We start from the raw sequence: 25,321 nt of genomic DNA on the forward strand, positions 1-25,321 counted from the left end.
GAAGTCTATGAGGGGTAAATCATGATGCGTATAGCAGCAAATTTGGGTAGTAGTGGTTTAAGGTTTGTTCTGATACCTATTTCGATAAACGGCAGGGGTTAGCGTTGCGAACTTTTTAAATGTTTTGATGAAATATCCAGCATCGCAAAATCCCAATTCATCACTTATTTGATGAATGGGTTGATCCGTTGTCTCTAGAAGCTGCTTGGCCCACTCTATTTTTAAGCGTGGAATAAAGACTGAGAAATTTTCGCCGGTTTCTTTTATAAATATGCGGCTGAAATAACTCGAGCTAATGTGACATCGTTTCGCCATGTCACTCAATGAAATACTATCGTTCTTATGGTGGTGGATGTAATCAAAAGCCGGTTGAAGCAATGGGTTAGATGAACGGATTTCATTGGATGTAAACTTTTTTATTTTATTATCAAGAAGAGTACTGGAAAGCTCCGTTTGTATAGCTTGTATATTTCGATAATTACGATCAGAAGTGCTAATTGAATCTAAAGACGGGTTGACTTCATCCGTGGACAGAGCCTTTTTATACATATCTATCGTTGAATTCTTATGAATAGCTTCTTCCACAATGTAGTTGCATAGGTGAAATAACATATCCGCGATGGTAGAGACTTCTTCGTATGATAAGGCGGGTAAAGAAAGATAGTCTTTTTCTAAAGCTTTGAACTTATCATTTGTTTCTAGGCTAGCAGGACGAGTTACAATCTGTTCAAGTGGCGTATCTGTATCGCGTAGCTTAATTTGTCCAGCCATGATAGCCCCAATATATTGATCATCAATAATAATAGGAATGGCAATATCAATAATATTGAAATGGCACATATAGATATAGGGTTTATTCAGCCGTACGGCTTCCAATCCGCCTCTGGCATCACATGTCTGACAATACGGTGATAGTGTGGAATCTTGTCTTACACCCTGGCAAAAGGGTTGGCAGTAACTATGCTCTGTAACAGGAGTACCTTTGTAATCAACTGTAATGATCGCCATTTTGGTGACCAGCGCAAGAGAGTCTTGTAACTTATGCCATTTCTCTAAATCGATAATCTTGTCTAACCTAAACAAAGAATGGTTCATTAGTGTACACTCCCTATAGTTGAATAGAAATATGGAAATGGGAATAGAATATAAAGATGAAAGTATGAGTATTACACTTTGATTATACTGTATTAACCTGATAAGTGGACAAGATTATACTATTTGGGAGCTAGATAACATAAAAACACCATCTGGAAGCGCTTAAAATTGCAGGTATAGTTCGATGATTACTAACCATAGTCGGACTATAATAGAATCATAGTAATCAAAGGAGGAATTTAAGATGAGAAAAGCCTTTATTAGCCCATCTAAGTATGTTCAGGGAGAAGATGAATTACTAAATTTGGGGTACTTTGTAAAAACATTCGGAGATTCAGCACTACTCATTGCGCATGCAGATGATGTAAAGCGAGTGAAAGACAAACTAGAATCTACTATAAATAAATTTAATATCACACTGATCGAAAGTAACTTCCAAGGGGAGTGCTCACGCGAAGAAGTTCAGAGATTGCAACAATTGGCTAAAGAACATTCCTGCTCTTGTACGATTGGATTAGGTGGAGGCAAGGCAATTGATACAGCGAAGTGCGTAGCAGAAGGTGAAGCTTTAATTATTGTGCCAACGATCGCAGCAACCGATGCACCAACGAGTCATTCAGCTGTACTGTATACCCCAGAAGGGGAGTTTGATGATTATGCGTATTTTAAACAAAGCCCTAGTGTAGTTATGATTGATACGACGGTCATTGCCAACGCACCTACAAGATTTCTTGTGTCAGGGATGGGAGATGCGCTCTCTACTTATTTCGAAGCTAGGGCAACCTCAAGATCTTACTCTAACGTCAATGCGGGAATGCCATGTGGTGTTCGTGAAGGGGTCTGTGGTCCGGCGATAGGAACCAATACAGCCTTGGTACTAGCTAAGTATTGTTACGAAACGATATTGAGAGATGGCGTTCAAGCGAAGGTAGCTTCTGATTGTAATAGGGTAACTCCTGCACTTGAGAATATTATTGAAGCGAATATCCTTTTGTCAGGGCTTGGTTTTGAAAGTGGTGGTTTAGCCGCTGCTCATGCTATTCATAATGGCTTAACTTCACTTGAGGGGACTCATCATTATTATCATGGGGAAAAGGTAGCTTTCAGTACAATCGCCCAATTAGTTCTGGAAAATGCGGATAAAGATGAGTTGAATGAAGTATTCGCATTTTGCGTATCGGTTGGTCTTCCAGTATGTCTAGCAGACATTGGCGTAGATAGTGTTTCATACGAGGAAGCGTTGGCTGTAGCTCGAATCGCTTGTATTCCGGCAGAGTCTATTCATTCGATGCCATTTCCAATTACGGAGGATGCTGTGGCAGCGGCCATTATGGTAGCTGATCAACTCGGTCGACAATACAAATTAAGTAAGGGTGAATAGTATGAAAAAAATAATGAATAAGCCAGAGACACTAGTTAGAGAGATGTGTAATGGTCTAGTTCTAGCACATCCTAACTTAGCGTTTAATAGTAAATATAAGATCATTCAGAAAAAAGAAATAAACAAAGATAAAGTAACGCTGATCAGTGGTGGCGGCAGTGGGCATGAACCCGCACATGCTGGATTTGTTGGAAAAGGGATGCTGGACGTAGCTGTCTGTGGCGATGTGTTTGCTTCCCCTTCTCAAATCCAAGTATACCAAGGGATTCGCTCGTCTGCGTCCAATAAAGGAACGCTATTAATTATTAAAAATTACAGCGGCGATATTATGAATTTCAAGAATGCGGCCCATCTTGCAAGTGAAGACGGAATACAGGTCGATTATGTTAAAGTGGATGATGATATTGCCGTTGAAGATAGTCTCTATACCGTTGGAAAAAGAGGCGTTGCAGGAACTGTTTTTGTTCACAAAATAGCAGGTGCAGCTGCTGAGCAAGGAATGTCTTTGAGCCAAGTGAAGGAAGTGGCTCAGAAGGCGATCGACCATACGAAAAGTATAGGATTCGCGTATACCTCATGTACTGTTCCTGCTAAGGGAACACCGACCTTTACCCTTGCGGACAATGAAATGGAGTATGGTGTGGGCATTCACGGCGAACCAGGAATTAGAAGAGAAGCTATGGTGTCAGCGGATGAATTGGCAGACAGAATGGTGACTGCGTTATTGGAGAGTCTGGAGATTGATCAGGATGCTGAGCAGGAAGTTACTGTATTGATCAATGGATTCGGTGGAACGCCGCTCCAAGAATTATATCTGTTGAATAACTCCGTTATCCGTGAATTAGTATCCCGCAACAAGAAGGTCTACAAAGTGTTTGTTGGAAATTACATGACGAGTATAGATATGGTTGGGGCGTCAGTTTCAATTATGAAACTGGACGACCAGTTGAAGGAGCTATTGAGTGAAGCGTGTGATACGCCAGCGCTATTCATTCATGAACCTTTCGAACAAGTGAACTATACCGAGGTCGTATTGGAGGAAGATGAGAATACATCTGTATCCTACACATGTGAGACGAATGAAGACTTTGCGAAGGTTGAGAATGATACTTTTTCTTTAAATAATATGATTTATCTTCTTGATACAATGAGTGAAATCATCATTGAGAATGAGATTCCATTCTGTGAGCTAGATGCCCATGCGGGTGATGGTGATTTTGGCATGAGTGTTGCGAAGGGGTTCAAGCAATTAAAGACAGAGTGGAATGATCTCGTAACGAACCACACCATGGATATTGGAAGTTTCCTAGATGCGTGCTCTCTCATTATTATGGAGCATTGTGGAGGGGCCTCGGGTCCAATCTGGGGTTCTGCATTTCGAGCAGCTAGTAAACATGTTGGAAACAAACAAGAGCTATCCATTGATGAGTTCGCTCAAATGATGGCCGCCGTTGTGAAAGGCATTCAGGATACAGGCGAGAGAGCCTTTGGCCGTGGCGCTGTCGTTGGGGACAAAACATTGATTGACGCGCTTGTTCCTTATGCTGAATCTTGGGGAAATAGTGCACTTGATGGCGATGACATTAAAGTTGCCTCAACGAAAGCGGCTGATGCGGCTGTCGAAGGAGCGAAACAAACGGAGGCGATCGTTGCTCGTATGGGAAGAGCTGGTACCGTTGGTGAAAGAAGTATCGGTTATCCCGACGCAGGAGCACATGCATTAGGGGTTATTTTTACAGAACTTTCAAAAGTAATAAAGTGAACATAAAGGCACCCGAGGGGGTGCCTTTTGATTTGTCTATTGATGGCGAATAGTAATATATTAATGATTGACAATTTTCGATACGTGGAATATATTGGACTACAATAGTTCCTTTATACTATTTACGGAGCAAAAAATATGATGTAAGTCACGAAAGTGCATCTGCGCTAACGACAATTGTATATTTTGGCACACTAATCGAAAGATTAGCTCGCAAAGCCTCGGAATCTACCAGTCTATGTTAATAGACTTATGATCGTCCAGCTGCAATTAACCTCGTTAATGCAGCTGGACCTTTTTGTGTTCCGGGGAACTAAATCCATAAATATCAAGGAGGAAACAATGAAACGGAGCTTAAGACGTATAGCGATGTGGGTGCTCGTATTTTCGGTGTTCATAGGACTTATACCAGGGACCTTGCTAACAAGCTCTGCTGATGCAACGAATCAGCCAGAATGGCCCAATCCGGGTGCAGTCAATCTAACAAAGGTGGCTGTGCCTACAGGGACACCGGGTCAATGGAAGGTAACGTTGACCGTTGAGGGTAAGAATATCCAGAGTAATAGTACCACAGACGTTGTAATGGTCATCGACCGGTCAGGCAGTATGACTAAGGATAAATCACCTCGGATGGACAAAGCTAAGGAAGCCGCAAAGAAATTCGTCAATGATTTGTTAATTGAAAATTCGACAACAAGAATAGCGGTTGTATCCTTTGAGAAGAGTGCCACAGAAGTAGCTGGCTTTACGGGGTTTAGTGGTAAAGAAGCTCTAAAAGGTAAAATCAATGGAATTACAGCTAGCGGAGGTACCAACATTCAAGCGGGACTTCATCATGCTGATACGTTGTTGGCAGGAAGCCAAGCACAGAATAAGGTCATCGTCCTTTTAAGTGATGGAGCACCGACGTACAGCTATGAGGCAAGTAAAGCGACAGGCTATACATGGCCAGGAGATAAAAGTCCAAGTTTTGCGCTTTCAGATTTTAGTTACGGGACAACTCTCGGAAATGGAAGTGATTATAGTTTAGGTTGGAGTTCATACAAGATACAATATGGAGGCAGCTGGTGGAATCCCAAAAACTATGATATTTCCGACAATGGTATTGCAACCATATCAGAAGCCAAGTTAATCAAGGATAAGGGAATTGGTATTTATTCTATAGGGCTCGATGTTGGAAATGATAAGAATGCGCAATATGTATTGAAGACAAGTGCAAGTGGTGACACTAACTACTTTGCTTCTAGCAGTTCTGATTTGTCTAGAATCTTCACAGAGTTGTCCAGCAAGATTTCCTTTGCAGCGGAGAACGCAAAAGTTATTGACCCGATGGGAGTCGAGTTCGATAAGATCGGTGATATCACCGTTTCTCAAGGAACAACAAAATGGAACAGCGGGTCAGAAACGATCGACTGGAATATCGGTAACATTGCCGAGGGTTCTCCAGCAACGATGAGCTATACCGTTAAGATGGATGCGAACGCAGATCCGGAAGTGTTACATCCAACGAACAAAAAAACAACATTGACTTATACTGATGCCAATGGCAAGCCGGCATCGAAGGACTTTAAGGTTCCAGAAGTGAGCTTCGGTAAAGGTTCCATCACCGTTAGAGGGTATTATGTTAATGCGCAAGGCGATCCAATCAATACAGCCGGAGTTGTTGTAGATAGCGAAGATAAAGCAGAACAGCTATACGATGAACCGTTTACTGTATCTGGAAAGTCAGCGCTTGATATCAACAAGACCTATTCGGTATCAGCCAAAGATGTTGATGGTTATTTGCTCAAAAAGGGTGATAATCCAACAAGTAAGAAATTGACTACTGCTGATCCTAATCCAACCATCTGGTTCGGGTATGTGAAAGCACCTTATAATCTCAATGTAGAGTATAAGGCTGGAAATATCGAGCTAAGCCCAGCTGAAGTCATTAAGAAACTTCAAGGTGAATCAGTAAATTACGATTACAGCAGCAAATTAATTCCAGGCTATACTTTCAAGAACGTAACCCTTAGTACAGGTAGTGGGTTAACCGTAAATGGTGGACACGTAACGGGAACGATGCCTAATAAGGAAGTAACGATCACAGTGAACTACACAGCAGACGCACAAGCGGTCACTGTGAAGTACTTGGAAGAAGGAACGAACAAGGTATTAGAGGCTGCAACGACTAAAGCGGGTGTAACGGGGGAGAATGTTACTCTTACAGCAGTGCCAGTGACTGGCTACACAGCGAAAGCTGCAAGCCACAGCTATACTTTTAAAGCAACTCCGGGCCAAGAGCATATCTTCTACTATACAGCAGATGCACAAACGGTCACTGTGAAGTATTTGGAAGAAGGAACGAACAAGGTATTGGAAGCTGCAATCACTAAATCAGGTGTAACAGGAGAAACTGTTGAGCTTACAGCGGCAACAATTCCTGGCTACACAGCGAAGGCACTAAGTCACAGCTATACCTTGACGGGAACTTTGGATCAAGAGCATATCTTCTACTACACAGCAGACGAGCAATCGGTGACTGTGAAGTATTTGGAGAAAGGCACGAATAACGAACTGTCTGCTGCAACCACGACAGCGGGTGTAACAGGAAAGAGCGTTACACTTACAGCGGTAACAATCGCTGGCTACACAGCAGAAAGGGTAAGCGACGGTTACACTTTTACAGCTGCCACAGGTCAAGAATATATCTTTTACTACACAGCAGACGAGCAATCGGTGACTGTGAAGTATTTGGAAAAAGGTACGAATAAGGAACTATCTGCTGCAACCACGACAGCGGGAGTAACAGGGGAAATCGTTACACTTGCAGCGACGACAATTGCTGGCTACACAGCAGAAAAGGCAAGCGAAAGCTATACTTTTACAGCTGATGCAAGCCAAGAGTATATTTTCTACTACACAGCAGGCGCACAAGCGGTGACTGTGAAGTATTTGGAAGAAGGCACGAACAAAGTATTGAAGGAAGCTACGACTACAGCAGGTGAAACAGGAAAGACCGTTACACTTACAGCGGAAAAAATTCCTGGCTACACACCCAAAGCAGCAAGTCACAGCTATACCTTTAAGGCAACTTCGGGTCAAGAGCATACCTTCTACTACACAGCAGGCGCACAAACGGTGACTGTGAAGTATTTGGAAGAAGGCACGAACAATGTATTGGAGGCTTCAATCACTAAAACGGGTGTAACCGGAGGAAACGTTGAACTTACAGCGGCAACAATTGCTGGCTACACAGCAGAAAAGGCAAGCGAAAGCTATACTTTTACAGCTGACGCAATCCAAGAGTATATCTTCTATTACACAGCAAACGAACAAACGGTAACTGTGAAGTATTTAGAAGAAGGAACGAACAATGTATTGGAGGCTCCAATCACTAAGCCAGGTGTAACCGGGGGAACCATTACACTTACAGCGGCAGCAGTGACTGGCTACACAGCTAAAGAGGCAAGCCACAGCTATACCTTCGCAGCTGATGCAAGCCAAGAGTATACCTTCTACTACACAGCAAACGAACAAACGGTTACTGTGAAGTACTTGGAAAAAGGAACGGATGCAGAATTATCTGTTGCAACAACTAAAACGGGTGTAACCGGAGAAACCGTTACACTTACAGCGGTAACAATTCCTGGCTATACTGCGGAAGCGGCAAGCCACAGCTATACTTTCACAGCAATAGCAGGCCAAGAGTATACCTTCTACTACACAGCAAACGAACAATCGGTTACTGTGAAGTACTTGGAAGAAGGAACGGATACAGAATTATCTGTTGCAACAACTGAAACGGGTGTATTGGGTGGGACTGTTACACTTACAGCAGCTCCAGTGACTGGCTACACAGCCGAGGTGCCAAGTCACACTTACACTTTCACTGCAGACCTGAATCAAGAGCATATCTTCTATTACACAAAGGATGCTCCAATTGTTAATGAAGGCTATGTTACAGTGAATTATGTATATGTGGATTCAGAAGGAACTGAAATAGTTCTGCAAGATCCTACTATGCATAGTGGTGAGATTGGACGTATGCTACCACTACAGGCAGGGCCGATTGTATTGTCTGATGGTGTATATACACCGGTTAATCCTAACTTTGACTATCTAATCAAGGATACAGAAGGGCAGCAGCATACTTTCTACTACACGAAGAATGCTCCAATTATCGAAGAACGAGATGTAACCGTGAATTATGTAGATCAATTAACTCAACTATCGTTGATTGACCCTATTGTGATTAGCGGCAATGTAGGGGATATACTTTCATTACAGGCAGAGCCGATTACAGTATCTGATGCGGTATACATGCCAACCATTTTCAACATTGATTATCTAATCACAGATGCACTCGAACAGCAATATACCTTCGAGTACATGACAGATGATGTTGAAGATGTACAGCAGTTAATCGTGAGATATGTGGATAAAGATACAAAGGCTGAGCTTGGTCAACAGATCGTGACAGGAATTGTGGGTACAACCGTTACATTAACGGCAGGAGCAGTTCAAGGATATACTCCTGATGAGGCTACAGCTGAGTACGAATTTAAGGATACAGAAGGACAGGAATATATCTTCTATTATGTGAAGAATACGCCTACAACTCCGCCGGTTGATCCAGAACCGAACCCAAGTCCGAACCCGAATCCGAATCCGAGTAATCCGGGTACATCAACACCAGGTCCATCAGGTGTAACACCGTTGCCTCCGGCACCTCCAGTAATTGCACCATTACCTCCAGCACCACCAAGGTTGGAGATGGATGATCACTTTAATTACATTAATGGTTATCCAGATGGAACGATTAAACCGGAGAACTTGATTAGCCGTGAAGAAGTTGCAGTGATCTTCTATAGATTGATGGATGATGCGACACGCAGCGATTACTTGAAGAAGATTAGCTCTTATGGAGATGTCGAGAGTAGTCGTTGGTCGAACAAACACATTGCTACGATGGAGAATGCAAGCATCATCACTGGATATCAGGATGGGACATTTAAACCTGGTCAACAAATTACAAGAGCAGAATTTGCTGCAATTGCATCAAGATTTGATAATCTCAATGAGCAAGAGAACACGTTGTTCTCGGACATTAAAGATCATTGGGCGGCAAAATATATTGTATCTGCAGCGAATAAAGGCTGGATTAAAGGTTACCCAGATGGACAATTCAAGCCTAATCAATACATTACGCGAGCGGAAGCAATGGCTTTCATCAACAGTGTATTGAATCGTAAAGTTAACGTAGATGGTATTCATGAAGATGCTAAGGCTTGGCCGGACAATGCAACAGATAAGTGGTATTACACGGACGTGATCGAAGCAACTAACTATCATGATTACAGTAGAAACGAAGATGGATCCGAGACTTGGGATCAAGTGAACCCTGATCGCGTGTATCCTTAAGTAATAAACAAAAACTCCTCTCTGTTCAATCAGAGGGGAGTTTTTGTTTATATAAGATTAACTATTGAACAGCTTGTCCATATAATTATAAGTTAACGGCGTGCTCTTCTTCAATTCTTCACGTGTTGTATCATTATATAAGTATAGGCTAGCTGCTTCAGCGAAATATTCCTCTGGATAAACAGATACGTAGCCATCTTTGTTATAGTTAATATTTGCTTCTTTGTTAAATATGTTCTTGAAATCTTCCTTACTACTTGCTCCGTTAAATACGAAACGATCTACAGCATGCATTGTTTCATGGATCTCTAGGTTGAAGGAGCTGTGGCCTTTTCCTTTTTTGCTATAACCGATGCGGACAACGACAACCTTCTCGCTGACACCAGGGACATCATCCCATGTTAATCCAGTACCTTCCCAACCTCTTGGTGTTACACCTTTTAAGTAGAGTAATTCAGGAACGTTGGTAATGATATCATTGGTTAATTTAATTTTTACACCTTTATCGGACAACGACTTCAAGATAGGAGCTGGGATTTTCTCGAGCCGCCCAATCATTGCGTCTGCCTCTTTCACGTTATAATTACCTGTTGGCAAAATAACTAATTGATCAAGTAATACATTTTTAGCTTGAACAGTTTGTGTAGGTAGTGCCCCAATTAATGTGAATATGATAAGTATAGTTAATATATGTTTTGTCCATTTCATTATAAATGTTCCTCCTAGAGCCAACGAATCTATGAATAGAGGACGTTGAGCTTCAATATCGGTAACTGGCTAGCATAGCGACAATGTCGCGGTAGCTCCTTTAGTTTTGCGCCACCATCTTTCAATGGGTTTGCCTTTGTCAATACGGGGTTGACATATGAAATTGATATATAAGTACGCAAAAACCCCTCTTACCGAAGTAAGAAGGGTTGGATAACAACGATTAACGTTGCACTTCTATATCGGTAACTGGCTGGCATAGCGAAGTATCGCGGTAGCCCCTATAGTTTTGCGTCGCCATTTTTCAATGGGTTTGCCTTTATCAATATATTAAATTAGGAATTGAATCTATCACTATCATCTAATATTAATAGTAATATTAATAGATTGAATAGTCAAGATGAAGTTATCTGAATTAACAAGAAAACCACTCCATTGTTGGAACTCTGATAATTGACTGGAAGGCATAGTCGGTTTCGTTTTTTTTGCAACCTTTTAAGATCATATGCGTCTTAGAAAGTAAAGACATAAGCGTGTAAGAGAACGTATAGGAGAAAGGGGATAAATAAATGTTCAGAATGAGAAATTTAGGATGGATGGTTGCGGGAATTGCAATATTCATGCTTGTTGGGTGTAATGACACAACGAATGTGGTGCCAGATACGAAGGAACAGATACAAGAACAAGCACCGGAATTGCAGCCACAGGATCAAATAGGGGAACAACTACAAGAGGAACTACCGCAGGAGCAAACAGCCCCATCTCCAGAGGAGGGCATGCCACCGACCGTGTTAGAAGCTGCAACAACAATTATGAGAGCTCTTAAGGATAGTGACATGAGCACGGTTGCTGCATGGGCACACCCAGAGAAGGGCATCCGCTTCACACCGTATGGTCATATTGATACTGATAAGGATCTCATATTTACAAGAGATGAGTTAGGGACTGCAATGCAGGAACCTAAGGAGTGGATGTGGCGGACATTCCCTGGTTCTGGCGAGGAGATCAAGTTGACGTTCGCAGAGTACTACAATCGGTTCGTCTACGATGCAGACTTCATGAAAGATGCGCAGATTGCTGTGAATGAGGGATTGGGAGAAGGCGCCATGATCTATAATCTGAAGGAAGTATATTCGGAGGAGCAGTATGACTTCGTTGAATACCATATTGCTGGTATTGATCAATCTGTTGATGTGATAGATTGGCGCAGTCTACGTCTTGTGTTCGAGAAGATAGGCGTGGATCGTGCGCTAGTAGGTATTATCCATGATCAATGGACACCCTAAGAGTAGATTAATAAGGTTGGATGAAGACAGCTACAGCACGATCGTAGCTGTCTTTCTGTTGTCTCCTACAGGAGCTATTGAGGAGATTTAAGTAGGAGGGTAAGATGGAAGCATATATGAGCATGATAAATGTAATTAATAAAGGAGAAGATTAACTTGAAATATCGTCGTCTCGGAAATAGTGGACTAGAGGTATCGGCATTGGGATTGGGGACAAATGCGTTTGGAAAACGGGCGGATCAAGAAACATCTACCAAGATTATTCATCATGCTTTAGATAGTGGCATTAACTTTATTGATACAGCTAATATTTATGCGGGCTCTGAATCGGAGAGGATTATTGGACAAGCATTGGGCGGAAGACGCGACAATGTCGTATTAGCAACAAAAGCTGGTTTAGTGAACGGGAAGGGCCCGAATAAGAGGGGCTCATCCCGCTATCATTTGCAACATGAGTTAGAGAATAGTCTTAGACGTTTGCAAACAGATTATATTGATGTGTATCAAATTCATACATTTGATCCTAATACCCCGTTAGAAGAAACATTACGAACTTTGGATGATATGGTTCGCTCGGGGAAGGTTCGTTATATTGGTGCATCTAATTATGCGGCCTGGGAATTAATGAAGGCGATAGGTATTAGTGAGAACAAAGGGTATCTGCGCTATGTCTCAACGCAGATTAGTTATTCTCTTGCAGATCGTACACCGGAACAGGAGCTTGTTCCTTTCTGTTTAGATCAGGGGGTAGGTATCATCCCATATTTTCCACTGGCAGGTGGCATACTAAGCGGGAAGTACACTTCAATAGATAAGGCACCTCCAACCTCAAGAGCTGTTACGGATCCGAACTTCAATAGATTCCTTAATGAGAGTACGGTAACACTTGGACAGAATGTGAGCAAGCTTGCAGTAGAGCACGGCTATACTCCTAGTGTATTATCGCTAGCATGGCTTATGGATCGACCTGCTGTCTCAACAGTGATTGTGGGTGCGACACGTATTGAACAACTAGAGGATAACTTGAAAAGTGTTGAGATAAACCTTGATTCAACAGTAACCCAGCAGTTGGATGAGATTAGTAATCCATCCCGTTATGGTGAACCATTCGCTGTGTATCGTCTCCCTTAAGTAACTTCGGCCACATTCTTATAGGATGTGGCCCTTTTTATATAATAAGGTGCTTTACTTTATAGCCATCACATTGTATTATATAAATATAGTTACTAACTTAATTAATGCTGCTATAAAATAAACATGAAGGGTATGTGACATATGAGTAAATTTCATCAAGAACCGAATATCTATGTTGGAGAGGTCAATATTAAGGTCCAAGAGTTAGATCGTGCAATAACATTTTATGAGGATATTATTGGTCTAAGCGTATTAGAAAGAACGGCTAGTCGCGCTGTTCTGACAGTCAATGGAAAGACGGCATTAGTTACTCTTGAGCAACCGTCAGACGTTATTCCTCTTGGCGGGCGCTATTCGGGGTTGTACCATTTTGCAATATTGCTTCCGGAGCGTGGGGACCTTGCTGTATTCTTACGACATTTGATTCAGACCAAGTATCCATTTGGGGCTGGAGATCATGTTGTGAGTGAGGCATTGTATATTACAGATCCTGATGGGAATGGGATTGAGGTATATTGGGATCGTCCTTCTTCGGAATGGAAATGGAATAATGGCTTGGTGGAAATGGCCACGCTCCAGATCGACGCTCAGGCGATCCTTGCGGAAAGTAATGAGCTATGGAGCAAGCTATCATCGGGAGCCATTATGGGACATATGCACCTTCATGTAGCGAACATTAAGCAGACAGAGCAATTCTATCATGATGCTCTTGGATTCAAGACCGTATCATATTATCCGCAGGCTGCATTCATGTCTACTGGGGAATATCACCATCATCTTGCGATAAATACATGGCAGGGTACAGGTGTACCGACGCCACCGAAGAATATGGTTGGATTGAATTGGTACACTCTCGTGTATCCTAATGAAGAAGTGAGACTTAGCGCGGTTACTAAGCTGGAACAATTCGGTGCGACCGTCACGAAAGACTCGGATGGATATGTAACGAGTGACCCAGCGGGCAATCGGATACGATTAGTTATTTGAGAATAAGTCGGAGAAGATCACATGGAGCGGTTAGCGACAGAGGTAGCACCTGCTGTACGGAAGGCACTTAATAAATAACGTAATATGGATGTCCCTCCCCCATGACAAAGAAGACGCCCAAAGGCGTCTTCTTTGTATCTTATTAGCTTGGTTGCAACTGATGCAGGCGACTGTAGGCTCCGTCAGAGGTAATCAGTTCCTCGTGTTTGCCTTGTTCAGCTATGCCGTGCTCATTAACGACGACGATACGGTCAGCATGACGGATGGTCGATAAGCGATGCGCAATAACTAATGTTGTGCGGCCCACAGACAGTTCCGCGAGTGATTGTTGAATCGCTGCTTCTGTCTCCGTATCCAGCGCTGAGGTTGCCTCATCGAGAATAAGAATCGGTGGATTCTTAAGAAACATACGAGCAATGGATAAGCGTTGCTTCTGGCCGCCAGACATTTTTACTCCCCGTTCACCGATAATGGTATCCAATCCTTCCGGTAGACTGCGAATAAGTTCAGCAAGAGACGCTCTACGCGCTGCTTCCCAAATCTGTTCATCGGATGCTTTCAGATCTCCATACGCAATATTCTCTCGGATGGTACCTGAGAATAGGAAGACATCTTGCTGGACAATCCCGATATGCTTGCGAAGGGATTGTATCTTGAATTGTTTGATATCCATGCCGTCAATGGTGATTCGCCCAGCATCGACATCATAGAATCGAGGCAGAAGGCTACAGATTGTCGTCTTACCTGCTCCCGATGGACCCACGAAGGCGATGGTCTCTCCAGCCTGGATCGTCAGATCAAGATTACGGAGAATGGTTCTATCCGCTTCATAACCGAAGGTGATATTCTCGAAGTGAATATTTCCTTGTACGCTATCTACTGTAACAGCATTAGAAGAATCAGCAACGTCGGGATCGGTATCGAGTATTTCTGTGTATCGTTTGAATCCGGCAATTCCCTTAGGGTAACTCTCAACAACGGCATTAATCTTCTCAATCGGACGGAAGAAGATGTTAGATAATAAGATGAAGGCCATGAATTCGCCCAGATCGAGGTCGCCTTGTATGAAGAACCAAGCACCACAGATCATGACGAAGATCGTAATCAGACGCATCATCATATAACTAATGGAGATACTCTTGGCCATTGTCTTATAGGCTAGTAGTTTGGTCTTGCGATAATTCTGATTATCGACTGCGAATAGCTCCTCTTCGTGGCTCTCGTTAGCGAATGATTGTACGACACGGATACCACCGACATTATCTTCGATTCGAGCATTGAAATTACCGACTTTCCCGAATAGGCTGCTATATGTGGATGTCATCTTTTTACCGAAGTAGATGACAAGCCATGCCATTAGCGGCACGATGATGAATGTGATCAACGCAAGTTCTAGATTGATGTAAGCCATTAATGAGAAAGAACCAACGAGCGTCATTACGGCAATGAATACATCCTCTGGTCCATGATGCGCTAACTCGCCAACATCATTCAGGTCATTTGTGATTCTACCCATTAGATGGCCAGTCTTATTATTGTCGAAAAAACGGAATGAGAGTTTTTGGATATGACTGAACATTTTGCGACGCATATCTGTCTCAATATTGATCCCCAACATATGACCCCAGTACGTAACGATATAGTTCAGAATCGTATTCACTACATAGATAGCCAGTAAGGCGATACATGCCCACACGATCAGCGACCAATCCCCACTAGGTAATAAGTCATCAATGAACTTGCTAACAGCAAGTGGAAAAACTAGTTCTAGCAATCCTGCGATAATAGCACAGGCGAAATCCAATATAAAAAGACCTTTATATGGACGATAATAGGTGAAAAAACGACGTAACAACTGCTATCACTCTCTTCCTTCTACAATGATTATGAATTATCTAACTATCCTATCATGCATTGTAGAAGATGAGAAACAATATCACAAGATTAGTTCATTATTAGTGAATATACAGTGGGTCGATTAGAACATCAGAGAGGACGTCTGTTGGAATGATAAATTCCACAATACCCATATAACCTGGAGCGACATCATACTTATTAAAAGAAATGACTAATTTACCTTCATTATTAATATAGAAATGGGTATCTTTCGTGATACTATCGAACGGATCTACCATACTTTCGATTTTATTAGTCTCAGTTGCAAGCCAATATATTTTATCAGGATCTGCTTTCATTTGTGTACTCATCTGTTCTTTGATATTGTCGCTAATGACTGTGATATATTGATCATCCTTAAATAGCATAGGCAGGCTCAATAATATTTGATTCACCTTATCGATCGTGTCATATTGCATCGTTGTTGAAGATGAACCTACGGTATTTACTTCATATCTGCTGATGGAAAGTATTTGTTCATTATCCGTTAGAATTTCGTACCCCGTATCTATCCCTAAATGACCACCACCATTTTCTTTTAAAGCTGCCATATTAGTTTGGAACTCATCATATAGCTTTTTGTTTTCATTGAGGTATTTCTCATTTAGACTCTGTTCCAATGTCTCATTCCCTAGATTCGTAATGGCGGGTACCTTTAAGTCAGCATTATAGGTTCCATCATCGATTGTATATTCTTTAAAAGTAAGTACCTTCACGATACTATCCACACCCGGTATGGATGACAGGGCATTCGCAATGGTTGTACTGGCGTTTATTCCGATAACGAACACGAGTGCTGCCGTACTAACCCCAGCTAGCCACTTAGAGCCGACTTTTCTCTTCTTCCTAGTGTTTAAGGCTTTCTTTACTATGAAATCTAATTCGTCGGGAATAGGCACGTCATTATATTCATCTTGTAGTTGTTTAAATTTAGGGTCCATGTTATTTTGCCTCCTTGGAAGTTTCATCATTCATTTGTATTCTCAATAATTGGAGAGCTTGATACAACCTTGTCTTGATCGTATTCACATTCTCATGTAATACTTCTGCGACTTCTTCAATTTTTAAATCTTCGAAATATCTAAGCACAATAATACTCCGATATTTATGGGGCAGATCGTCCAACGTTCGTTCTAAGTCGATATCTGGATAAACGTCAACCTGCCCAGGACTATAAGCTTCTAACATGTTATCATCTACGAACTGAATCTTTTGTTGCCTCCTCAAGAAATCTAAAGATGTATTGACTACAATTCTATAGAACCAGCTCTTGACGACTTCAGGATTATGGAGTGAATCTATGGAAGCAATCGCTTTACAGATCGATTCCTGCACAATGTCGAGTGCATTCTCTTTATTCTTCACGTAGCTGAACGCTAACCGATAGACGTTCTCTTTGTGATCCGTTATACAACGTATAAGCAATTTCTCTGTTTTTCTGTTATGCATGATGGTAAGCTTCTTCTCCTTTCTTTGAAAATCCCTGTTTGAACGTGCTAAGCTGAGTTTTCATAGGGTGTGTGATAGTTTATATATGTAGGACGTATGGGCAATCCTAAAAAGTTTTAACTTTCCGATTAAATTAAAGAAACCACCCCATGATTGAACTGCATCTCCAATTGTTAGTTGTGTCTAACAATCGGGGTGCAGTTCAGATTAGGAGTGGTTTGTCTTTTCATATCATTTTAGATAACACGTTATGATATTTTTCAAATTCCGTCGTTTCATTAATCTGGGGACAAATACTCAAAGATAATAGAGCACTTTCAATTAAGAAGATCCGTGGTTCCTTGTTGTTCACCATTTCCTCTTGGATAAAGTATAACAGCTTTAGATGCGTGGACATTTTCGGAACATCGGCACCCAGTACTTTTTCGATCCTTTTTTTCAAACTTAGTGTTGCGATAGAAAGTTCATTATTAAAAAAATCAGTGCCAACTGAGCTAGGACTCAGTTTGTGTATTTTATCTGGTGAGAGCATTTGAATACCCTTTGTACTTACTTCTTCTACAATGGCCTTAATACGCTCCATACAGTAATCAATCATTTGTTTCAGAGAGATAGATACGTTCATAGCACGACATGTTTGAATCATATGTTGCAGAATCCCTGTAAAAAGAATAGCGTTATCTAATAAATAAGGCTTTTTATCTTCAGGGAATATATGAACGAAACGGCTATGTACCCATTTTAAAAAGAAGAATTTGGATTGTTTGATAAACTTAATTAATTCTGGATCATTGGAAGCCATGACATCATCTATAAGTTGTAATATTTTATTTTCTTTATTTAATATCATCGTCAGATAAATTTGTTCGGTAAATATGTGTATATCAGACAGATCTTCGCCAATGAGCAGAGCATTACGTTCTTCCTCAAGTTGGTTGTGAATGGAGGTAAAGACAGCTTTAAACAGCTCCCCCTTAGAATCAAAATAATTATAAAAGGATCCTTTGGAAATTCCACTATGATTCAATATATCTTGAATAGACGTGGCATGGTATCCTTTTTCGATAAATAACTCATGTGCTTTATGAATGACATGTTCTTTGCGTTTATTCATAATAATTTCAATGCCCCTTTAAGCTGGACTCTTATTCTAGAATAGACTAGCCCATTTCGACGCATATTACAATTGAATTAGACACCGTTAATAAGCTAAACGAAATAGGGTCTGTCTATGACATCGTTTGCAGTAAATTTCCCTTGTCAAATAAAAGATAAGAGTGTAATATGTATTCTGCTGTAACTACAGTCCAAAATTGTACCGCCAGTCTCTTGGAGGGTGTTACTATAATAATACGGTTACTGAATTAGAATAATTAGGAGGATTTCAAATTGCAGGAAAAAGAAAAACAAATAAAACCATCATATGGGGTCATAGCCATTCTAATGATTGGTGCATTCGTAGCATTGTTAAGTAATACATTGCTCAATATAGCTTTACCATCGATCATGAAAGAGTTCGCTGTGTCGGCTCCAACCGTACAGTGGTTAATGACTGGATATATGCTAGTGAATGGTATTATGATTCCGTCAACAGCCTTTTTAATTCAAAAGTATACAGCGAGACGACTATTCTTAATCGCTATTGGGTTATTTGCAGTGGGTACTCTCATTGGAGGATTCTCACCGAATTTCTCCATACTATTGATGGCTAGAATGATTCAAGCCTCAGGGGCAGCGATTATGATGCCATTATTAATGAATGTGTTATTCACGACATTTCCACCTGAGAAACGCGGATCAGCCATGGGGATGTTCGGGTTAGTTATGATCTTTGCACCCGCTATCGGGCCAACGTTGTCAGGATGGATTATTCAGCACTATGCATGGCCAGTACTATTCCATATCATCTCACCGATCGCCATATTAGTATTCATTCTCGCCTTCTTTAAATTACATGATGTGAAAGAAAGAGTGGATATTAAGATCAATGTTCCCTCTATTGTTTTATCAGCTATTGGGTTTGGGGGGATATTATACGGATTTAGTTCAGCTGGAAATGAAGGATGGGATGCCCCAATTGTATACTCGACAATTATTATCGGGGTCATATCCTTAGCGGTCTTCATTATACAACAATTGAAAATGAAACAGCCTATGCTTGACTTCAGAGTCTATAAATATCCTATGTTCGCCTTATCTTCCGCGATTTCGGTTACATTAAATATGGCGATGTTCTCGGCTATGATGCTCATGCCTATCTACCTTCAGAACATTCGAGAAATCTCACCTCTAGATTCCGGATTGCTTATGTTACCTGGAGCGATCGTTATGGGGATAATGTCACCGATTACAGGCAAAATATTTGATAAATTCGGAGCGAAGGTATTATCAATTACGGGTCTAGCCATCGTTATTATTTCTACTTATTATTTCAGTCAATTGACAGATACTACGGAGTATATGGCATTAATGATGTTGTACACCGTGAGAATGTTCGGTATCTCGATGGTTATGATGCCAGTAATGACTAACGGCTTAAATTCCATACCAGGAAAAGCTATACCGCATGGTACAGCCATGAACAGCACCATTTCACAAGTATCAGGGGCTATTGGTGGAGCGTTACTTGTAACCATTATGTCCACTCGTACCGTCACACATGCAAAAGAAATGGTGGGAGCAGCGGTTAGCAAACTAGCTACACCACCTACTCCCGGCGAGTTAGCAGAAATACAACAACAGATTCTTTCACAAGCTACTATTGAAGGAATTAATGATGCATTTCTAGTGTCAGCAGGAGTAGCTGCTGTGGCATTAATCCTGGCATTCTTTATCAAGAGATACAAACCAGCTGAAGAACCGCAACAAGAGAAAGTGGTTGGTAAGGAAGTAGTGAATCAATAGGAATGTTGCCAGGATAATGATATAACCAACAAGCTCCAGTACCTATGCGTCTGGAGCTTGTTGTTTTTTTGCGCTTAAAGAGCTTCATTATCCTCTGTATGGGATTTTTCTACTTGGGTAATAGCGAGGAGTAATGCTTACGCATTGCATGAAGCTGCTGTAGTTTCTCCATCGCCGACTCTCCCCGATGTCCAGCGAGTGATATAGAAAGACTCTCAACAATGGTCATTGGAGCCACAAGGGAATGAAAGGCATCCCTGTCACCACGGTCCACTTGGAGGACGATGTCGCTGTCATTAATCATATCCGAGAGTAGAAGATCCGTAATCAGAATCGTTGTATAACCAGACTCGGAGGCTTGATCCAAAATGACTGTCGCTTCAGGGGATTTACGAACGAAGCCGAAGAAAAGAACGACGTCATTGTGACCTGCATGGACGAGACTTTCCAGCAATTCATGCCCACTTTGAGCCATAATCCGAACGTCAATGCCAATCCGATTCAGTCGGAATCGTAATAAATCAGTTAGACATGAAGTGGAACCCGGTCCGTGAACATATACCTTTTCCGCAACGCTTAGCACCTCTACAGCTTGGTCGAACGCTTGATGAGAAATTCGCTTGGCCGTTTCTTCCAAATTAACCGTTGCCGAGGTAATCATCTGAACGACGACTTCACCCTCGGTTTTGTCCAAGACATGTTTCATTTTGCGTGCTGGGGTTGAATGCTGTATTTCCTGCAAATATTTCTTGAATGATTTCAAATTATCATACCCAATGGATTTCCAGAATCGAGATACTGTTGCAATGCTGACACCTGTCTTGATCGCAATATCTTCTTCTGTATAGAAAGGAATCCGTTCAGGTGATTTAGCGATAAAATCGGCAATTTTCTGTTGGCTTTTGGACATTTGATTAAATGGAATCTCGAATTCGAGCTTGTTCATGGGCATCCTCCCATAGAGTAAGTAACCAGCCATGATGACTGAGAAAGTAATATCCACATTGTATCTTCTTCAGTCCGATTTTCCAAACTGTATGATTATACAATCAATTTCCCGTGCTGTTTCAAAAGCTTCTTAATCAAGTTTGCACCCTTCACTTTTTCCTCAAGACATGGAGATACTATGATCTGATAACGTCCCTGCTTGATACAAGCGGATAGATCAGAGACTTTGTTATAGTCGCCATCTAGTTCGTTGAGGACACTTCCGAATTGAAGAGGATGATGCGTATCGCTACCTGCAACCATCGGAATACCGATACTATGAGCCAACGCCTGTACAGTATCTCTCATGGTTGGGCCGTAGGAGAATAGATCCTTGGCATTGAGATCGAAACCATCAAGTCGACGGAGTAATGCAGGATCATGTTGGGTTAGGGAGTTACTCTCCCGGTAAGGATGAGCTCCGATTCTCAGTAACGATAATTCATCGCACCAATCAAGTAGCTTTTTGAAACCTATGAATTTGTCAGCTTCGGTATGGGGTTCGAGTCTTGAACGCAGTTCCAAGATAGCGCCTCTCGTACCGATAACGAGGATGTGACCTCCGAATTTGACGTCGATTTCCATGCCTGGGAACACTTTGAACCCATCTACGTCGTAATAATCTTCTATATATGTATAATGGCGATCCAACGCATCATAGATATCATGGAAATGGTAGGTGTTAAAGTGTTCTGTCATGGCAATAGCGTTGAGCCCATTGAATACAGCCTCTTGAATTGATTCTTGGAAATATTCAATAGAAAATGTTATTTTTTTAGTCAATTTGATATGAGAGTGAAGATCGATTTTCATTGGTAATGCTCCTATCATTATATATTGATGATACTACCTATCCAGAATAAAAGAGCTACGTATATAGCAGATATAGTAATGAATACATAATCTCGTGGAAGTATTTTTAAATAGGCTAGTTTGATACGTTTGACTTTTGGATCCTTGATGGCATAAGTAAAACCTTTCACTTCCAAAGCTTCAACGGTTGTTCGCGTACGCTTTGCCGTATTGAGAATGAGTGGATAAAAGGCTAGAACGGATATTTTCCCGATATGAATGAGTGATCGATAGCCTAGAAATCCCTTGCGTAGTGGTGCGCGTCCACGAAGCCTGAAAGAGTAAAGTAGATTGTTATATTCTTCAATTAGGATCGGTAACATCCGATAACCGTACGCTACACCGAAGCTGAATTGGGCTGGCATACCGAGACTGAGTAGGGCATCGCTAAGTTTCTCAGGATCCATACTGGAGAAGATAGCAATGCTCGCAAGCGCGATGACTAGAAGTTTCAGTGTTAGCGTGGACAGTGCCCATGCGGCAGAGAGTCCACCACCGAATGCCAGCGATACGATCAGCATATAAGCGGTGTCGGTGAGTAGTCCGAAGGCCAGAACAATGAGTACAAGAACGCTAGGTTTCGAAGTGTAGGTAAGGATAGCGATAGCTAGTAACATACCGATGAGTACGGTCTTGTCATGAATAAACCAAGGGGCAATCGCAAAGAAGGAATACCAACCGATGAGGATGCGTGGGTCAAACTTTGAGAGGAACGTCAAAGAATGCCCGAAAGCTGTTCTTAGCAGCTCAATCTTGATTCTTTCTACACTTATTTTTTCCCAGAGCGTCGATTTGTGGGGCTGCTCAACTAATTCCATATGAAGGCTCCTTTCTTGGTGTTCGCTGCATATGAGCTACGAATTCATCCACAGATAAACAGGCGGGCACGATACCAAGACACCCACTTAATTGAACGATCTGTGGAGCAATCAATGCCGCTTGTTCGAGAATATCCGTATGTTGAAATACAGTACGGCTATCTGTGTCGAGTAAGATCTGGCCTTCATTCATGACAATAACCCGAGTGGCCCAATCCGCCACAAGTTGCATGTCATGTGTAGCTACGACGACGGCCTTGATATGATCATGGAGAGTATCGAACAATAGGGTCATTTCCTTACGGCTGGCAATGTCGAGACTCGCGGTTGGTTCGTCGAGTAGCATGATGGTCGGGCGCATAGCCATTCCGATCGCGAGCGTCGCACGTCGTTGTTGTCCGCCACTGAGTAACCGTCCATCTCGCTCTTGCAAATCGGTTAATTTAAATTTTTCTAGCACCTCGTCCACGAATGAATCGATTCCCTCTTGTTTTCTAGCATCTAGGAAGTAAGATACATCTTGGCGAATGTTATCGGCAATGAACATTTCCTCGGGATTCTGGAAGAGGAAGGCTACTTGGTCGGATAATTGTTCTGGTGTTGTTTTACGGGTGTCTGTACCACAGACGGTTACCTTGCCTTCCCAAGGACGACGTATCCCTGAGATCAGTCGTAATAAAGTAGATTTACCTGCGCCGTTGTTGCCAATCAGTGCGATTCGCTCCCCTTCGTAAATGTCCAGATCGATGCCGCGAATTACGGGTTTCTGCTTACGGTCGATGCCTTGATAACCACTGGTTACTCCCTCGAGACGGACAAGCGGTTCGAGGGAAGTTACTCCTGTAGGCAGGTCCTGCTTAGCCTGGGTCAAATCCCGTGAAGTACTTATTCCGAGCGGTGCCCAATGGGCAACCGCTTCTTCAATCGTTATTGGGTACACGGTTCCTGGTTTCTTATCTTGTTCGCTACAAAGAGCATGGAACGCTTGAGTCACTTGTGGAGGCTGAATATTCATCTCGTTAAGCTCCGTGACCGCAGACAATCCTTCGGAGACAGGTTTCACCCACCGGATTCTACCGCCGGCTTCCATAAGAACGATCTTGCGGCAGTAATCGGCGATAAATTCGGTGTGATGCTCAATGACGATAATGGTTTTTCCGTACTTTTCATTCAACAGTTTAAGCTTCTCATAAATAATACGTGCATGAGCAGGATCAAGCTGCGCTACCGGTTCATCCACGATGATAATATCGGGATTCAGAGATAAGGCTGCAGCTAGTGCAGCCATATGTTTCTGCCCACCACTTAGTTGCCATATCCACTCTTTCTGCAAGTGTTCAATTTCGAGCATTTGTAGTGCAAGCATACCTTTTTCCTTATAGTCCTCGAACCCGAAGTTAAGTGGTGCGAAGCAGACTTCATCGTAAACAGTGGGACGTACCAATTGATTCTCGAAGTCCTGGAATACGTAGGCGACATCCTTAGAGAGCTCGGCAACGCTTCGTTCCGATGTAAGATGCTCACCAATCATCACCGTTCCTTCCATATCACCGGAATAATAAGTGGGAATTAGACCGTTAAAGCATTTGCAAAGCGTCGATTTCCCACTTCCATTACTTCCTGCGATAGCTATGAAATCACCACGGTTAATCGTTAGACTAACTTGTTCTAGGGAATTGGATTGTGCACCAGGATAACGGAAGGTCACATTGTTGAGTTGAATAATCGGTTGTTCTTCCGTTGATGAATTCATCATTAAGCTGCTTCACCCTTCCGTTTATTTGACCTTTTATTGGAGGCCCATAGTAACGTTGTAATGAAAATAACGGCTGCGACGCCCATGCTGATCCATATCGCGCCATTACCCATACCAGCAATGAAATCCGATTCCCAGTCAATAAAGTTAATGTCCGATTCTGCCATAAACTCTGCTGCACCTGCTACGACGAACAATAGAATACCTAGAATGAGTAATCTTGGTGTGACGAAATCGCTAATAGATGTAGTCGCACGTCCATCGCGAGGCTTCATACCGAGTAGGGGTTCAACCTTACCGTACAGACGCGGGACCAGGTATAGCGTCGGGAGTAATGCGAATAATGTTCCAGAGATCACCATGGCATTTAGAAAAGCGAAACCTTCGATAGCTAATATGCTCTCAGGAAGTCCAGGAACGGCTTCGAGTTCTTCGATTCCAAAATATACTTTAGCGATATCGACGATGGTACCGAGCAGTTGGTCGATCCCTATAGCGACATAGGCGGCAATGGCCAGTTGACGTTTGTTGGACGGATTCGTCACAAGCATCCCAGCGATAAATATGGCAAGTGAGAATTCGATAAATTTCTCTAACTCTCCTAACCCTCCGAACTGACCTAGTAGTAGTTCTCCAAAAATAATTTCTCCAACACAAGCCCCTAAAGCTGCATATAGAGGGTTAAACAGAATAGCGAATAAAAGTGGAATGAAAATGAAGTATTCAACTTTAAGTTCAATAGGACCAATCTTTAATTCCGGTAAAAGCTCCGTAATCATGTTCGAAATACCGTACAAAGACATGGATAAAATGAAAATCATAAGTTTTTGCTGTGACGTTAACTCCCAGCGCTTCTTCATGGATCCAGCGTTCATTTTCGTTCCCCCTAAAAGTGTTAGATGG

General features: G+C 42.1%; 18 protein-coding genes and 3 riboswitches. Of the genes, 7 read left to right on the forward strand and 11 right to left on the reverse strand.

Annotated features, from left to right (window positions below; all coding sequences use genetic code 11):
* Positions 1-57: 57 nt before the first annotated feature.
* On the reverse strand, positions 58-1,095 hold the full coding sequence (locus AC1TO9_RS08975) for a PocR ligand-binding domain-containing protein (protein WP_482058942.1): 1,038 nt from the start codon (positions 1,093-1,095) through the stop codon (positions 58-60).
* A 244-nt stretch (positions 1,096-1,339) separates the two neighbouring features.
* Between AC1TO9_RS08975 and AC1TO9_RS08980 the strand changes: the two genes are divergently transcribed.
* From AC1TO9_RS08980 to AC1TO9_RS08990, 3 genes are all read left to right on the forward strand, one after another.
* Positions 1,340-2,476, forward strand: a complete 1,137-nt coding sequence (locus tag AC1TO9_RS08980; protein WP_482055822.1) for a glycerol dehydrogenase — start codon at positions 1,340-1,342, stop codon at positions 2,474-2,476.
* Between the two features lies 1 nt (position 2,477).
* Positions 2,478-4,238, forward strand: coding sequence for a dihydroxyacetone kinase subunit DhaK (gene dhaK / locus AC1TO9_RS08985; RefSeq protein WP_482058943.1), 1,761 nt, complete (start codon positions 2,478-2,480; stop codon positions 4,236-4,238).
* Positions 4,239-4,416: 178 nt separating this feature from the next.
* Positions 4,417-4,510, forward strand: a riboswitch (cyclic di-GMP riboswitch).
* 70 nt (positions 4,511-4,580) lie between these two features.
* The gene (locus tag AC1TO9_RS08990; protein ID WP_482058944.1) at positions 4,581-9,641 is read left to right on the forward strand and encodes a MucBP domain-containing protein; all 5,061 of its coding nucleotides are present in this window, start codon (positions 4,581-4,583) and stop codon (positions 9,639-9,641) included.
* A gap of 57 nt (positions 9,642-9,698) precedes the next feature.
* Here AC1TO9_RS08990 and AC1TO9_RS08995 read toward each other — a convergent pair whose 3' ends face one another.
* Positions 9,699-10,349, reverse strand: a complete 651-nt coding sequence (locus AC1TO9_RS08995; protein ID WP_482058945.1) for an anthrax toxin lethal factor-related metalloendopeptidase — start codon at positions 10,347-10,349, stop codon at positions 9,699-9,701.
* A gap of 57 nt (positions 10,350-10,406) precedes the next feature.
* Positions 10,407-10,494, reverse strand: a riboswitch (cyclic di-GMP riboswitch).
* Between the two features lie 96 nt (positions 10,495-10,590).
* A riboswitch (cyclic di-GMP riboswitch) is annotated at positions 10,591-10,677 on the reverse strand.
* A gap of 241 nt (positions 10,678-10,918) precedes the next feature.
* Here AC1TO9_RS08995 and AC1TO9_RS09000 point away from each other — a divergent pair.
* The 3 genes from AC1TO9_RS09000 to AC1TO9_RS09010 all read left to right on the forward strand — a co-directional run bounded on the left by AC1TO9_RS09000 (position 10,919) and on the right by AC1TO9_RS09010 (position 13,756).
* On the forward strand, positions 10,919-11,635 hold the full coding sequence (locus AC1TO9_RS09000; RefSeq protein ID WP_482058946.1) for a hypothetical protein: 717 nt from the start codon (positions 10,919-10,921) through the stop codon (positions 11,633-11,635).
* A gap of 156 nt (positions 11,636-11,791) precedes the next feature.
* The gene (locus AC1TO9_RS09005; RefSeq protein ID WP_482055827.1) at positions 11,792-12,766 is read left to right on the forward strand and encodes an aldo/keto reductase; all 975 of its coding nucleotides are present in this window, start codon (positions 11,792-11,794) and stop codon (positions 12,764-12,766) included.
* Positions 12,767-12,910: 144 nt separating this feature from the next.
* Positions 12,911-13,756 carry a VOC family protein gene (locus AC1TO9_RS09010; protein WP_482058947.1) on the forward strand — a complete coding sequence of 282 codons (846 nt, stop codon included), beginning with the start codon at positions 12,911-12,913 and terminating at the stop codon, positions 13,754-13,756.
* Positions 13,757-13,898: 142 nt separating this feature from the next.
* Here AC1TO9_RS09010 and AC1TO9_RS09015 read toward each other — a convergent pair whose 3' ends face one another.
* The 4 genes from AC1TO9_RS09015 to AC1TO9_RS09030 form a co-directional block, all read right to left on the reverse strand.
* Positions 13,899-15,611: an ABC transporter ATP-binding protein gene (locus tag AC1TO9_RS09015; protein ID WP_482058948.1), complete on the reverse strand. Its 1,713-nt coding sequence runs from the start codon at positions 15,609-15,611 to the stop codon at positions 13,899-13,901.
* Between the two features lie 100 nt (positions 15,612-15,711).
* The gene (gene rsiV, locus AC1TO9_RS09020) at positions 15,712-16,593 is read right to left on the reverse strand and encodes an anti-sigma-V factor RsiV (RefSeq protein ID WP_482058949.1); all 882 of its coding nucleotides are present in this window, start codon (positions 16,591-16,593) and stop codon (positions 15,712-15,714) included.
* 1 nt (position 16,594) lies between these two features.
* Positions 16,595-17,101, reverse strand: coding sequence for an RNA polymerase sigma factor (locus AC1TO9_RS09025; protein WP_482058950.1), 507 nt, complete (start codon positions 17,099-17,101; stop codon positions 16,595-16,597).
* A 226-nt stretch (positions 17,102-17,327) separates the two neighbouring features.
* The gene (locus AC1TO9_RS09030; RefSeq protein ID WP_482058951.1) at positions 17,328-18,215 is read right to left on the reverse strand and encodes a TetR/AcrR family transcriptional regulator; all 888 of its coding nucleotides are present in this window, start codon (positions 18,213-18,215) and stop codon (positions 17,328-17,330) included.
* 329 nt (positions 18,216-18,544) lie between these two features.
* On the opposite strand from AC1TO9_RS09030, the gene AC1TO9_RS09035 reads away from it, so the two are divergent.
* Positions 18,545-20,005 carry a DHA2 family efflux MFS transporter permease subunit gene (locus AC1TO9_RS09035; protein ID WP_482059143.1) on the forward strand — a complete coding sequence of 487 codons (1,461 nt, stop codon included), beginning with the start codon at positions 18,545-18,547 and terminating at the stop codon, positions 20,003-20,005.
* Between the two features lie 109 nt (positions 20,006-20,114).
* Here AC1TO9_RS09035 and AC1TO9_RS09040 read toward each other — a convergent pair whose 3' ends face one another.
* The 5 genes from AC1TO9_RS09040 to AC1TO9_RS09060 form a co-directional block, all read right to left on the reverse strand.
* A complete protein-coding gene (locus AC1TO9_RS09040) occupies positions 20,115-20,951 on the reverse strand; it encodes a MurR/RpiR family transcriptional regulator (RefSeq protein ID WP_482058952.1) in 837 nt (278 codons plus the stop codon).
* A 95-nt stretch (positions 20,952-21,046) separates the two neighbouring features.
* Positions 21,047-21,805, reverse strand: coding sequence for a PHP-associated domain-containing protein (locus AC1TO9_RS09045; protein ID WP_482058953.1), 759 nt, complete (start codon positions 21,803-21,805; stop codon positions 21,047-21,049).
* Between the two features lie 17 nt (positions 21,806-21,822).
* On the reverse strand, positions 21,823-22,662 hold the full coding sequence (locus AC1TO9_RS09050) for an energy-coupling factor transporter transmembrane component T family protein (protein ID WP_482058954.1): 840 nt from the start codon (positions 22,660-22,662) through the stop codon (positions 21,823-21,825).
* Positions 22,649-24,418, reverse strand: coding sequence for an ABC transporter ATP-binding protein (locus AC1TO9_RS09055; protein WP_482055836.1), 1,770 nt, complete (start codon positions 24,416-24,418; stop codon positions 22,649-22,651). Before AC1TO9_RS09055 ends, AC1TO9_RS09050 begins: the two co-directional genes overlap by 14 nt.
* Positions 24,418-25,293: a DUF8171 family membrane protein gene (locus AC1TO9_RS09060; RefSeq protein ID WP_482055837.1), complete on the reverse strand. Its 876-nt coding sequence runs from the start codon at positions 25,291-25,293 to the stop codon at positions 24,418-24,420. Before AC1TO9_RS09060 ends, AC1TO9_RS09055 begins: the two co-directional genes overlap by 1 nt.
* Positions 25,294-25,321 lie beyond the last annotated feature (28 nt).

This window comes from Paenibacillus sp. Y916, from assembly GCF_056786435.1.